Origin of the sequence: Nocardia sp. CA-107356 (assembly GCF_050946365.1) — a bacterium.
Lineage (GTDB): Bacteria > Actinomycetota > Actinomycetes > Mycobacteriales > Mycobacteriaceae > Nocardia.
Window position 1 is genome coordinate 5,266,306 of record NZ_CP191992.1, and the last position, 12,438, is coordinate 5,278,743.

Annotated in this window: 13 protein-coding genes; 9 read left to right on the forward strand and 4 right to left on the reverse strand. The window is 65.2% G+C overall.

Translation table 11 applies throughout. The features are described 5' to 3' along the window. Positions 1–113 precede the first annotated feature (113 nt). The 8 genes from ACQP1G_RS23705 to thpD all read left to right on the forward strand — a co-directional run bounded on the left by ACQP1G_RS23705 (position 114) and on the right by thpD (position 6,047). Positions 114–545 carry an ATP-binding protein gene (locus ACQP1G_RS23705; protein ID WP_433191747.1) on the forward strand — a complete coding sequence of 144 codons (432 nt, stop codon included), beginning with the start codon at positions 114–116 and terminating at the stop codon, positions 543–545. Continuing rightward, positions 535–1,320, forward strand: a complete 786-nt coding sequence (locus ACQP1G_RS23710; RefSeq protein WP_433191748.1) for an RNA polymerase sigma factor SigF — start codon at positions 535–537, stop codon at positions 1,318–1,320. Before ACQP1G_RS23705 ends, ACQP1G_RS23710 begins: the two co-directional genes overlap by 11 nt. Before the next feature lie 125 nt (positions 1,321–1,445). Then, entirely contained in the window at positions 1,446–1,844 is a 399-nt protein-coding gene (locus tag ACQP1G_RS23715; protein WP_433191749.1) for a hypothetical protein, read from the forward strand. Positions 1,845–2,074: 230 nt separating this feature from the next. Further along, positions 2,075–2,785 carry a response regulator gene (locus tag ACQP1G_RS23720; RefSeq protein WP_433191750.1) on the forward strand — a complete coding sequence of 237 codons (711 nt, stop codon included), beginning with the start codon at positions 2,075–2,077 and terminating at the stop codon, positions 2,783–2,785. A 131-nt stretch (positions 2,786–2,916) separates the two neighbouring features. Continuing rightward, a complete protein-coding gene (ectA, locus tag ACQP1G_RS23725) occupies positions 2,917–3,498 on the forward strand; it encodes a diaminobutyrate acetyltransferase (RefSeq protein WP_433191751.1) in 582 nt (193 codons plus the stop codon). Next, positions 3,495–4,763, forward strand: a complete 1,269-nt coding sequence (ectB, locus tag ACQP1G_RS23730) for a diaminobutyrate--2-oxoglutarate transaminase (RefSeq protein WP_433191752.1) — start codon at positions 3,495–3,497, stop codon at positions 4,761–4,763. The genes ectA and ectB overlap by 4 nt, the downstream gene beginning before the upstream one ends. A 1-nt stretch (position 4,764) precedes the next feature. After that, positions 4,765–5,163, forward strand: coding sequence for an ectoine synthase (locus ACQP1G_RS23735; RefSeq protein ID WP_433191753.1), 399 nt, complete (start codon positions 4,765–4,767; stop codon positions 5,161–5,163). Positions 5,164–5,171: 8 nt separating this feature from the next. Then, the gene (gene thpD, locus ACQP1G_RS23740; protein WP_433191754.1) at positions 5,172–6,047 is read left to right on the forward strand and encodes an ectoine hydroxylase; all 876 of its coding nucleotides are present in this window, start codon (positions 5,172–5,174) and stop codon (positions 6,045–6,047) included. 157 nt (positions 6,048–6,204) lie between these two features. On the opposite strand, the gene ACQP1G_RS23745 is transcribed toward thpD, so the two are convergent. After that, positions 6,205–8,469: a serine/threonine-protein kinase gene (locus ACQP1G_RS23745; RefSeq protein ID WP_433191755.1), complete on the reverse strand. Its 2,265-nt coding sequence runs from the start codon at positions 8,467–8,469 to the stop codon at positions 6,205–6,207. 54 nt (positions 8,470–8,523) lie between these two features. On the opposite strand from ACQP1G_RS23745, the gene ACQP1G_RS23750 reads away from it, so the two are divergent. Continuing rightward, entirely contained in the window at positions 8,524–8,970 is a 447-nt protein-coding gene (locus ACQP1G_RS23750; protein ID WP_433191757.1) for an NADAR family protein, read from the forward strand. On the opposite strand, the gene ACQP1G_RS23755 is transcribed toward ACQP1G_RS23750, so the two are convergent. The 3 genes from ACQP1G_RS23755 to ACQP1G_RS23765 form a co-directional block, all read right to left on the reverse strand. After that, positions 8,949–10,208 carry a hypothetical protein gene (locus ACQP1G_RS23755; RefSeq protein ID WP_433191758.1) on the reverse strand — a complete coding sequence of 420 codons (1,260 nt, stop codon included), beginning with the start codon at positions 10,206–10,208 and terminating at the stop codon, positions 8,949–8,951. The two genes, ACQP1G_RS23750 and ACQP1G_RS23755, sit on opposite strands and share 22 nt — an antisense overlap. A 166-nt stretch (positions 10,209–10,374) precedes the next feature. Then, positions 10,375–10,866 carry a hemerythrin domain-containing protein gene (locus ACQP1G_RS23760; protein WP_433191759.1) on the reverse strand — a complete coding sequence of 164 codons (492 nt, stop codon included), beginning with the start codon at positions 10,864–10,866 and terminating at the stop codon, positions 10,375–10,377. Between the two features lie 477 nt (positions 10,867–11,343). After that, positions 11,344–12,381 carry a hypothetical protein gene (locus ACQP1G_RS23765; protein WP_433191760.1) on the reverse strand — a complete coding sequence of 346 codons (1,038 nt, stop codon included), beginning with the start codon at positions 12,379–12,381 and terminating at the stop codon, positions 11,344–11,346. Between the last annotated feature and the right edge of the window lie 57 nt (positions 12,382–12,438).

A 12,438-nucleotide genomic window follows, 5' to 3' on the forward strand; every position in this document is an offset into this window, starting at 1 on the left:
TTCGATTGTCCGCCGATTGCGATGTTTCGATCGTGATCGGCCGGGTACGTCGCGAATGGTCACCGGCCCGAAGGCAGGTTCCGGTCGGCTCGGAGGAATAGGTGGTGATGGGCATGGGGGAGTGGACTTCCCAGACCTCGGCGAAGCGGACGACGACGATCGGGGTTAGCGTACCCGCGGAGCTCGAGCAGCTCACCATGCTGCGCGCGCTCGCCGAAACCGTCGCGCTGATCGCGGATTTCGCGATCGATGAAGTGGTCGATATCCGGCTCGCGCTCGATGAGGTGGCCACCTCGCTGATCCTGGACGCGGCGCCGGGTTCCACGTTGGACTGCGAATTCACCTACAACGACAACGAGATGTTCGTGCACGTCGCATCGGTGGCGGTGTCGGACTCGGTGGTCGGTCAGGCTGGATTCGGCTGGCATATCGTGCGCACGCTGACGCAGTCGATTGCGGCGGTGCAGGAGCCGTTCGACAGCGCGGTCTCCGGCTATCCGACGGTCGTCGACTTCAGCTGGGCGCGAGGCACCGATGGCGGCTGAGTCGAGGTCGCACCGCGACAGCTACGACAATATCGAGCCACTGTTCGAGAAGATCGCCGCCCTCGATCCGGCCGATCCCCGTCGAGAAGCGTTGCGGGAGGAGCTGATCGGCCGGTGTCTGCCGCTGGCCGAGCATATTGCGCGCAAGTTCTCCGGGCGCGGCGAGAACTTCGACGATCTCTTGCAGGTGGCCCGTTTGGGGCTGGTTCAAGCCGCGGATAGATTCGATGTGACGCGCGGTTCCTCGTTCTTGTCGTTCGCGGTGCCGACCATCATGGGCGAGGTGCGCAGGCATTTCCGGGATAACACCTGGGCGGTGCGCGTGCCGCGACGCACCAAGGAGATCCAGCTCAGCATCGGCCCCACCATCGAGGCGATGGCGCAGCGGCTCGGCCGATTGCCCAAGGCCCGCGAGATCGCCGCGGAGCTGTCGGTTGATCTCGTCGAGGTCACCCAGGCGCTCATCGCGGGCAACGCCTACCAGTCCAGCTCCATCGACGCGGTGGCGGGCGATGACATCGACAACGCGCCCCTGCCCCTGCTGGACAGCCTCGGCAACGACGAGCCCAGCTACCAGTACGTGGAGGACTATCTGGCCGTCCGTCCGCTGATCGAGGAACTGCCCGAGCGGGAACATCAGGTGCTGGTCATGCGTTTTTTCGAGGCCAAGACCCAGTCTCAGATCGCCGAGCAGCTCGGTGTTTCGCAGATGCATGTCTCCCGGATACTGTCCAGAACGCTCGGCAAGCTGCGCGATCAAGCGCTGCGCGATTGACCTGGTCGGGAATATGTTGTCGCCCAATGTGTTTCGCTGTGACCGGATCCACTGTTTGCCCGAGGTTACGTACGGGTACGCGTCAGGTAACCGGACGAATGATGCCGACGCGCAAGGAGGTCGTCATGAACGATCAGCGACGACCGGGCACCCGAGATCCGTACGCGGGACCGGGGGCTTCGAGTTCGCTGAAGAAACCGCCGGAGTCGATCGTGCGCGCCGAGAGCTCGCAGCAGGCGGGTCGCATTCTCGTCACCCGCAATCATGATGTGATCCGGCGCTGGGCCGAGCAGCGAGGTGCGCGCCCGGCCACCATGCCCGGCAGTGAATACGACGGTCGCCTCGGCGTGTTGCGTTTCGACTTTCCCGGATACGGCGGCGCGGTGCTGCGCGCGGTGGGCTGGGACGAATGGTTCGCCACCTTCGACGCGCGCCGGCTGACCTTCCGCTATCAGGAGCGCCGGGCCGACGGCGGGCCGAGCAACTTCAACCGGCTGGAACAGTCCCATCGCGATGATCGGTAAGCCCACCTAGATGTGGCGTAGAACACAGTCAATTTGCGCAAAACGGGTGCGCGCCCCCAGGGTGGAGTAGCCGGACGCCAACCGACTGCTCGTGACCTGCCGTTTACCGAATGGCTGGTACGGGTACTTCCAGAGTTGGCAAAGGTGCTCGAAGGCGGACTGTCGCGTCGGTTATGGGTACGCGAGTCTCCGCGTCGCGTCGCGTCCGCGTGGCTGCAAGGGATGAGGGCTTGACCGCAAACCTGATGATCGTTGACGACGACGAAGTGGTCCGGGGCGCGCTGCGCTCGGCCATGGAGGATGAGGGGTACGACGTTGCCGAGGCACATGAGGCCGAGGACGCGCTGACCTATCTGCGCAGCAATGACGCCCCCGATGTGATGATCGTCGAGCTGATGCTCGGCGATATGGACGGCTTCGACTGCATCCGGGAGATCCGGCGCGAACACGACGTGCCGATCATTGTGGTCAGCTCCCGCGACGACACCCACGATGTGGTGGCCGCGCTCGAGGCGGGCGCCGACGACTATGTCACCAAGCCGTTCGAGATCAAGGAGATCTCTGCCCGCATGCGTGCGCTGCGCCGCCGCGCCCGCCTCACCATGGAGCGGGAGGTGCCGAGGGAGGCCGTGCTCGACGCACATCCGGACGCACCGCTGGTGCTGGATCGCGACGGCGGCGCGGTGCGCCGCGGTGAGGACGAAATCCGGCTCACCATTACCGAATTCAAATTGCTCTGCGAACTCGCGGAGTCGCCGGGCCGGGTGCTCAGTCGCTCGGTATTGCTCGAAAGAGTGTGGGACGACGGCTTTTTCGGCGACGAGCGGATCGTCGACGTGCATATGCGCCGCCTGCGCACCAAGATCGAGCGCGATGCCTCCGATCCGCACATCGTGGTTACCGTGCGCGGACTTGGGTATCGCCTCGATCTCCAGCGTTGAAACGCACTAAAAATGTGACACAGCCTGCAGTTGTGATCTTTTCGTAACACAACCGCAAAGAGATCGACCAGTTCACCTCAAAGTTGCTCCGCAAGCCTGGATAAGTACTGCAGACCCGACAAGGGAGATGTATGTCACTGCATGCTCTATCCACAACGATCGACCCGACGATCACCGAATACCCATCGGCCGTACCGATTTCGGCGCCGCACACGCAGCCGGTGCTGCGCCCGCCACGAGTCGGCGATGCGGCCCAGATCTGGCGTATTGCCAAGGATTCGCGGGTCCTCGACACCAACTCCAGCTACGCCTACCTGCTGTGGTGTCGCGATTTCGCCAGCACCTCGGTGGTCGCCGAAGTGGGCGGTCGGGTTGTCGGATTCGTGATCGGCTACCTGCGCCCCGAGGCGCCGGAGACCCTCTTCGTATGGCAGGTCGCGGTCGAGCGCGAACAGCAGGGCCGCGGACTCGGTGCCGCACTGCTGAACACGCTGCTCGACACCGTCGCCGCCGCCGGTGTTTCGGCGCTGGAGACGACGATCGCACCGGACAATCCGGCCTCGGTCGCCATGTTCACCTCGGTCGCGCGTCGCCGGGCGGCGCGCATGACCAAGCAGCCCTTGTTCGATCCCGAACTCTTCCCGGACAGCCACGCTGCCGAGGACCTCTATCTGATCGCCCCCACCGCCCGCAAGCAGGAGGATCGCCGTTGATTACCGCCGAGACGACCATTTTCGAGGAACTGGAATCCAATGTCCGCGGGTACTGCCGGGCCTGGCCGACGGTGTTCACCACCGCGTCGGGCACCTGGTTGCGCGCCGAGGACGGCAAGGAATACCTCGACTTCTTCGCCGGTGCGGGGGCGTTGAACTACGGCCACAACAATCCGGTGCTCAAGAAGCCGCTGCTGGAGTACATCGCCGGTGACGGGATCACCCACGGCCTCGATATGTCGACCGTGGCCAAGCGGCGACTGCTGGAAACGTTGCGTGACACCGTCTTCGCGCCGCGCGGCCTGGATTACAAGGTCCAGTTTCCGGGACCGACCGGCGCCAATGCCGTTGAGGCCGCGTTGAAGCTGGCTCGTAAGGTCACCGGGCGCGAGACGATCATCAGCTTCACCAACGCTTTTCACGGCATGTCGCTCGGCGCGCTGTCGGTGACCGGCAATGCCGCCAAGCGTGCGGGCGCAGGTGTGCCGCTGGTTCATGCCGCGCATATGCCTTACGACGGCTACTTCGACAACACCACCGCCGATTTCCAGTGGATGGAGCGGGTCCTCGACGACTCCTCATCCGGTTTCGACCGGCCTGCCGCGGTGATCGTGGAGACGGTCCAGGGTGAGGGCGGCGTCAACATAGCACGACCAGAGTGGCTGCGGCATCTGGCCGAATTGTGCACGGCGCGTGGCATTCTGCTGATCGTCGACGATGTACAGATGGGCTGTGGCCGGACCGGGCCGTTCTTCTCCTTCGAGATCGCTGGCATCACCCCCGATATCGTGACGCTGTCGAAGTCCATCGGCGGATACGGGTTGCCGATGGCGCTGGTGCTGTTCAAACCGGAACTCGATCAGTGGGCGCCGGGCGAGCACAATGGCACCTTCCGCGGCAACAACCCGGCCTTCATCACGGCACAGACGGCGCTGGAACACTTCTGGTCCAATGGTGCGCTGCAGGCCTCGACCGAGGCGAAGGGGCAGCGCATCGGTGCGGCGCTGACCCAGGCTGCCGAGTACTTCCCCGGTATTTCGACGCGGGGTCGCGGACTGGTGCACGGCGTGGTCTTCGACGATCCCTCGCAGGCCGGCAAGGTCTGCCAGGTCGCCTTCGAGCGCGGGCTGCTGGTCGAGACCTCCGGTTCGCTGGACGAGGTGGTGAAGTTGTTGCCGCCGTTGACCGTCAGCGATGACGAGGTCGAGCACGGTCTGCGGGTGCTGACCGGCGCCATCGGCACCGTCTGCGGACAGGAGCGCTGAGATGATCGTGCGCAGCACCGCGGAGATCACCGGCACCGACCGCGATGTCGAAGGCCATGGTTGGCGCAGTAAACGCATCGTGCTGGGTGGTGACGGCGTCGGATTCTCCTTCCACGAGACCACCATCGAGGCCGGGACCGTGCACGAGTTCCACTACCGCTATCACGTGGAGGCGGTTTGGCTCATCGAAGGCGAAGGCACACTGACGGATCTGGACAACGGCGTGACCTACGAATTGGCGCCCGGCTCGATGTATCTATTGGACGAACACGAACGTCACCGCCTGCAGGCGCGTACCGAGATGCGGATGATGTGTGTGTTCAACCCGCCGGTCACCGGGCAGGAGGTCCACGACAGCGACGGTGTCTACCCGCTCGTCGCGGCCCAAGTCAGCCGATAGGAGGCGCAATGACGTTGGTGCACACCGACGATCGCTACCCGACCCGGCTCGCAGCGGCGGGCCAGCATCAGGACCGTGCCGATCCGACCGTATGGAGTGCGGTCGATTCCGAGGAGCTGACGTCCTTCGACGCCAATGGGTTCGGCATCGTCGAGCAGCTCTTGACCCTCACCGAGGTGGACGATTTCAGCGCGGAAATCGATCGTCTCGCCGGTGATCCGGAGCTGCGCGGTGACGACCGGGTGATCGTGGAGAAGTCCTCGAACCGGGTGCGTTCGGTCTTCGAGGTTCATCGGCTCAGCGGCGCGATCGCCGATCTGGTGCGCGAATCCCGGGTCGCCGGATTGGCCAGGCAGGTGCTCGGCTCCGAGGTCTACATCCACCAGAGCCGAGTCAACTACATGCCCGGCTTCCGCGGCACCGGCTTCTACTGGCATTCGGATTTCGAGACCTGGCACGCCGAGGACGGTATGCCGGCGCCGCGCGCGGTCAGCCTCTCGATCGCCCTGACCAACAACTACCCGATCAACGGCAGTCTGATGGTGATGCCCGGTTCGCACCGCACCTTCGTGCCGTGCACCGGCAGCACCCCGGCCGAACATTTTCGGGAGTCGTTGCGGGAACAGGAGATCGGCGTGCCCACCCACACCGATATCGCGTCGTTGGCGAACCGCTACGGGATCACCCAGTTCACCGGTCACGCCGGGTCGGCGCTGCTGTTCGATTCGAATATCATGCACGGCTCGTCGAACAACATCACCCCGTTCCCGCGCTCGAATATCTTCCTGGTGTTCAACAGCGTGGAGAACACGTTGGTGGAGCCGTTCGCGGCTCCGGCGCCACGCCCGACCTACATCGCCAGTAGGGACTTCACTCCGGTGTAGTTCGTCGCGCGCCGTACGTCATTCGGGCATCAGCGATGGTGCCGACCCGTGTGCGGCGCGCGGCTGCTTCGCGCGGTTCGGCCCGAACAGGTTGCCCGCATGCGCATTCGGTTGCGCAGACCGCGAAAATGCATCGAGTGTCAGCCGTAGATCATGCTCAGCGGGCGACGACGCGTTCGGCGACAATCCGTTCCAGCGCGGCAAGATCCTGTTCGAGCATACGGAACAACCAGTAGATGGCGATGAAGGCCAGCGCGCTGCCGACACAGAGTACGCGCAGCGCGACAATGACCGCCGGAATATCCGCGGCGGGAATGAATGTCGCACCCGCAACCCCGAGCAGCGGTACGGCGGCGGCGATGGCGAGGAAATAGGTGCTGCTGCGGTCGAGTCGGCGCAGTTGTGCGTCATCGTCCGCGCCGAGTCCGCCGTGCGGCAGGAACATCGGGTAGATGCTGCGCACGGCATAGAAACTGACCAGGAAATACGGATAGGCCATGGCGATCGCACCGCATACGATCTGGGTGATGAAGAAGTGCACATAGGCCTCGGTGGTGAGGTGATTGCCCGAGACCTGCACCGAAACCGGCACGACGACGCCGGCCAGTACCCATAATGCGAAGCAGGTCAACACATTTCGGCGACCGAGTTGCAACGTATCGCTGCGGGCTCGCGACAGCGTTGGTGCGTCGTAGGACTTGCCCTTGCGTAGTCCGCGCGAAATGGACCACAGATTCACCACCAGCACATTGGTGACGATGAACCCGATGAGAAAACAGATGCCATAGGCGGTGACGGCGATCTGATCGAAGCGGTGCTGTGCCTTCTCATCGAGTTTGGCAATGATCAGTGTGCGATTGTGATTGTAGCTGTACAGGATTGCCAATGCGTTGGGAACGCCGATGGCCAGCGCCATGATGGGATGCATGAGCAGTCGGGCACGCAGTCGCCAACTACGCGGCGGCGGGTCGACCAGGTCACGGGCGCGCGCATCGAGGCAGACATCGAATTGCTGGGCCATATCCGCTCCGCGCGCCCAGCGCCGATCGGGATCCGGATCGAGGGCGCGGACCAGCGCGCGGCGCAGCGCGGCCGGGCAGTCGGCCGGAAGGTCCTGGTAGGGCAGCGATTGCGGGCTGCTCGAGCGGCGGTCCAGCATGTCGTCGAGTGCGGTGCGGTCACCGCCGGTCGCCGTCTTGTCATCGAAAGGCTTACTGCCGGTGAGCAATTCCCACAGCATTACCGCCAGTGCATAGAGATCGCTGCGGGTGTCGAGGTCGGCGGCCGTCGTCGACTTGTCTGGATGCACGGCCGCCAGCTGCTCCGGTGACATATAGGCCAGGGAGCCGCCGAAGTAGGCGACCGGGCTGTCACCGGAGACATTGCCGCTGAAGCTGATATTGAAATCGGCAAGTTTGGGGATGCCCTCGGCGGTCAGCAGCACATTGGCCGGTTTGATATCGCGGTGCAGCACCCCAGAGCGTCCGGCGTAGTCCAGTGCCTGAGCGAGTCTGCGCCCGAGCCAGGCGATGGTCTCCGGCCAGGACAGGGCGGCCAATTCGGCGCGCACCGCGGATTCGCTGGGCTGGATCTCACCCTTGTCGGCGAGTACGGAGTCGATGACGTCGAGCAGGAGTGCGCCGCTGCGCTCGGCTGCTGGTGTGCTGCGCACGCGCTCGAGCACGGTGAACAGGGTCCCGCCCGGCACGTATTGCATGTACAGCAGCCGCAGTCGGCGGCCCTCGAGGACCCGCTGGTCGAAGACCCGCACGATGTAGTCGTGGTCGAGCTGGGCCAGTGTCTGTGGTTCGGCGCCCTTGTCCTGGGAGATCTTCACCGCGACGAGCCGCTGCATCGAACGCTGTCTGGCCAGGAACACCCGTGCGAACGCGCCACGGCCCAGACCGGTCATCAGGTCGAAATCGTCGATCTGCTGACCGACCTCGATCTCGTCCAGATCTACCGGATCGGCGGAGATCGCCAGCAAGGTGCTGCGGTAGTCGTCGGTCGCCAGCATCTGCGAGAGCTGCTCGGCCTGTTCCGGATAGGCCGCGGTGTACTCCTCGACATCCACCGAACTGCCCGCGCGCCTGCGGATGTGGAACTCCTCGTAGATGAGATCGGGCGGTAGCGGCCAGGTGCGCAATTCCGGCAGGTCGTCGACGTATTCGGCGAGACGCTTCGGTTCGGTGCCGCGCATCCACCGGTTCGCCAGGTCGACCTTGATCAGCTCGATCAGCGATACCCGGCGAATGGCGGGGGAGTCCGGCAGGTAGGCGGGCAGATCCGGGGGCGTGTCGGCCGCCCGCCACGCCGCCGCGAACCGCGCTACGACCTCGGCGACCCCGACGCCGCGTGAACCACCCGGCGAGCGGTCCGGAGCGACCGTCGCCCCCGGAACCGGCGGAGCGGGATGCGCCATCTGCGCATCGTATCCCCGCCGATCCCCGCAAGGCGGCGGAGTTGGGCAAGTGATTTGCCAGCTCAATGCCTGGTAGCGGGTGAGCCAGCGATCGGGGGAGACCAGGCCGACCGGTTCGTCGATGGCGATTCCGGCTTCGGCGCAGGCTTGTCGGACCTGCGGGGTCGGATAGGTGCGGCGCAGCGCGGCCGCACCGTGCGCGGATTCAACGAGATCATCTGGGACGCACGCCGTTTCGAGGTCGTGGTGGCCGCAAATGTGGCGAAGTTCGGTCAGCACGAGGAACTGAAGCGCTATCTACTCGGCACCGGAAACCGAGTGCTCGTCGAGGCAAGCCCGGTCGACCGAGTGTGGGGAATCGGCCTTGCCGCCGACGACCCGCGTGCCGAAACTCCATCCGCCTGGCGCGGCCTGAATCTCCTCGGCTTCGCCCTGATGGCGGCCAGAGCACAGCTTGCCGCATCGAATCCCGCTGGCGCTCAGCCAGAATTGACCGATTGACCAGGTTCCCCGGCCTGGCCCTCGGCCGCGTAGGCGCGCCAGGCCCTGGCCTCGGCATGATTGCCCTGCCGCTCGAGGAGTTCGGCAAGTCCGACCATGGCGCGTGATTCGCGTCGGTCGGCCGCAGTGCGCCACCATCGTTCGGCATCGCCGAGCTCGCCGCGGCGGAACAACACGACCCCGAGGTCGTAGGCCGCTCCGGCGTGCCCGGCATCGGCCGCCTGCGCCCACAGCCCGCAGGCCTGCTCCTCCTCACCGCGCCCGAACATCGCGACGCCGAGATCGTAAAGGGCACCGCTGTATCCATGGTCCCCATCCGCGTCCGGCCGCTGTATCTGCGATTGCGGTGGTTCGGATTGCGATGGCTCCGGGAGCTGGATGCGGCCGGAATCCGGTTTCCGCATCTCCGGAGACCGTGCCTGCGCTGTGCCCGTAACTGCTGTCGGTCGCGGTTCCGCTAAGGCGGGCTGCAATGGTGCGGTTTGCTCCGCCGCCAGGAGGTCCGGCCGAGCGGATGCCGAGTGCTGTGGCTCCGAGAACCGCACCAATTCGAGGTCGGGGGGTGTCGGCTGCGCACCTGGGAATCGAGGCTGCTCGGATTCGGCGGAGACTGTTCGCTGTGGGGCGGTCGGCGGCTTCGACTGTACGTCGGGGGATTCCGCGGGCCGCGTCGGTTGGTTTGCCGGAATGTGGGCAGCGAAGGCGGGCGGGGTCGGGGCGGAGACTGCGGGGAGGCTGGCGGTGTCGACCTCGAGGACGAGGTTGGCGAAGTTGGGTGGGCCCTCGCCGACACTGCACCAGAGCACGAGTCGGCCGCTCGGGGGTTGTTCGATGAGGATGCCGTAGTTGCCGGTCCAGGATTTCTGCGCGCCGTAGCCGTCCACCCAGACTGGGGTCAGGGAGAACAGTGAGCCCGGATCGCTGGGGATTACTTCGAAGCTCACGCCCGCGGCGAGGGCGTCGCTCCACACGTCGACACCGGCTAGGCGCCTGCCATCGATCCCGATGTGCCCATCGATGACCGATAGCCCGATTCCCTGTCCGCGCAGCCCTGCGGGCGGCGCGGCGGACAGCAGGGTCATGGTGACCAGGATCGGCGCGGGTCCGACCTGCTCGGTGTACATCGGGTAGACGAGACTGCCGTTCCAGGTGATCGGATCGGCGGATCGGTAGCGGGCGGCCAGCGGTAGGTTCTCCGGCGAATTCTGGGCATACCAGTGCGAATACGGTTGATTCATATCGCGCCCCGACTTTCCACCGATGCTTCCTCGCCCCTGTCTACGCGGTCCGGCCGGTAATACCGTACTCGTCTCGGATGCGGTCGGCGGCTCGATCCCGACAGGACCGTACGCGGCCCCACCGTCGCCCGGCTACCACCTCGCACCGGTTCGCTACGCGCTGTCTTCACCCGACCTCGGCACCGAGAAGTTCCCCGCCTGTTCTTGTACCCATTTCGAGTTCGTCGAAAGCCTGCACGAGCCTGCGTTCCTCCCACCGGAAGTGCGATTCCAGGATCGCGGCCAGGCCGTCGAGTTCACGCCGCACGGTGTCGGCATTGTCCGGCCCGATCGAGTCGAGCAGTTCGGTCGACCTGCGCAGGATATCGGCGACCAGTTCGTGGTCCGCGCGCAGTTGCGTCAATACCGGTGCCAGTTCCGGGAACTGCGCGGCAAGCGCCGGGAAGCCCGCGGCGTCTTCGCTGGTGTGGTGTCGGGTCAGCGCTGCGCAGAATGCAGTGCAGTGGGCGCGAAGTTGCATCGGCCGCAGATCGGAGCCCGCTGCGTAAGCGGTGACGTCCGTACGGATTCGGGTGAGTTCGGTGCGGAGCCAGTGGTGGACCGCCACCAGTTCCTGCCCGAGCGCGCGCGCCCGGTTGACGTCGAGGTGCACTGCCATGGATCGTCTCTCGATCAAGGAAGACGCACGGCTGTGCGGCTCCGCGAAGATGTTGGGAAATGCCCAGGGGCTTCGATGCCCGGCTCGACCTCAGTGCGAGTGTGAATGTGGACGCACGGCGGACTCCTCGATCACGGTGCCTCCATGCCGATCGCCGTCCACCCGGCGCCGCCACGCGACACAGCTACGATCTTGCACGTGACGGGGGCGTCTATCAACTCGGGTGCGCGTTCGAGGATGTTGCGCGCCACGCGAAGCTGCAGGGCATGCCCGGCCAGAACTTATGTGTAACTCACGGTTACACATAAACCAAGTTTTGCGGAATTGGAGTGCCAGAGCGGCGATGCGATCATCGTACCCGGTGCTGGGCCGCGATGCGACACGACCGCAAACACGGCCGCGAACCCCGCGGCCGCACCAGGGAATTCGCCCCACGGATCGGGCGGAATCCGTGGGGCGATTCGAATGCCCGAGGCGTCAGACGCCGACCGCCTCTTCGATTTCCGCTTCGGCATCGACCGATCGCGCCACACGCTCGGGAGCCGCCGGAGCGGGGGAGTTGCGGCGCTCATATCTGGCGGCCACCACGAGCAACACCGCGCCGGCCGCCACCCACACGAACAGGCTGGCGATCCGACTCGCGAAACCTGCGCCGCCATCGAAGTACAACAGGCTGCGCGCCCCCTCGACGAAACCCGCGCCGTTCCAGAACGCGTGCAGCGAGCCGAAGAAACCGTTCTGCAACTCGGGACGGTAGATGCCGCCGGAGGTGGTGAAGTTGAGCATCACGAACAACACCATCAGCGCAAGGGTGGTCCAGCGCTTCAGGAAGGTGTGCAGCGCGATGCCGATGGCGATGATGCCCGCCGAGTACAGCCAGCCCATGGCCCAGATCGCCGCGTAGTCGTGGTCGACGATATGGAAGACGGGTCCGGCCACCGCGATTCCGATAATGCCGACCACGAGTGAGGTGCCCAGCCCGATCGCGGCACGCACCCGCATGGACAGTCCGGCGCCGGCCGCGCCGATCGCGGCAACACTGCCGTAGGAACCGATGCTCAGGGCGACGAGCAGGAAGAACAGGCCCTGCCCGGTCGGATCGCCACTGGCCGTCGGGGTGATATCGGTGACCGTCATCGGCATGCCCCGGGCTCCGGCGACCTGCCGGAACACCAGTTCGACCGCCATGGCCGTGGTGTCGGAATTGGCCTTGGCGACAAGCAGTTCCGGATATTGGGCGTCGGGAACGTAAGCGCCGGAGAGGGTGCGTTCACGCAGTTGCACCGTTGCGGCAGCACGGGTGGGCAGTGTGACCACCTCGAGTGCGTCGCCCGCCTTGTCCTTCATGGTCTGCGCCAGCACCATGTCCTGCGCGGATGTGCCGACCACGGCCACCTTCAGATGGTTGGGCTCGGGCTGATGGAACGCGCCCAGGTAGGCCAGGGCCATGCCGAGGCACATCAGCAGTGGGGTCAGCAGATGCCCGGCGACATGCCGTAGCTGGTGCGAGCGCATCGGGGTCAACTCCTAATAGTTGGTAAATACAACCATAAGCGTTGTATCATACAACTG

Coding starts and splice junctions, on each gene's coding strand:
- ACQP1G_RS23745 (WP_433191755.1), bottom strand. CDS start 8,469: ATGGCGCATCCCGCTCCGCCGGTTCCGGGGGCGACGGTCGCTCCGGAC.
- ectA (WP_433191751.1), top strand. CDS start 2,917: ATGTCACTGCATGCTCTATCCACAACGATCGACCCGACGATCACCGAA.
- ACQP1G_RS23735 (WP_433191753.1), top strand. CDS start 4,765: ATGATCGTGCGCAGCACCGCGGAGATCACCGGCACCGACCGCGATGTC.
- ACQP1G_RS23710 (WP_433191748.1), top strand. CDS start 535: ATGGCGGCTGAGTCGAGGTCGCACCGCGACAGCTACGACAATATCGAG.
- ACQP1G_RS23755 (WP_433191758.1), bottom strand. CDS start 10,208: ATGAATCAACCGTATTCGCACTGGTATGCCCAGAATTCGCCGGAGAAC.
- ACQP1G_RS23705 (WP_433191747.1), top strand. CDS start 114: ATGGGGGAGTGGACTTCCCAGACCTCGGCGAAGCGGACGACGACGATC.
- ACQP1G_RS23760 (WP_433191759.1), bottom strand. CDS start 10,866: ATGGCAGTGCACCTCGACGTCAACCGGGCGCGCGCGCTCGGGCAGGAA.
- ACQP1G_RS23715 (WP_433191749.1), top strand. CDS start 1,446: ATGAACGATCAGCGACGACCGGGCACCCGAGATCCGTACGCGGGACCG.
- thpD (WP_433191754.1), top strand. CDS start 5,172: ATGACGTTGGTGCACACCGACGATCGCTACCCGACCCGGCTCGCAGCG.
- ACQP1G_RS23765 (WP_433191760.1), bottom strand. CDS start 12,381: ATGCGCTCGCACCAGCTACGGCATGTCGCCGGGCATCTGCTGACCCCA.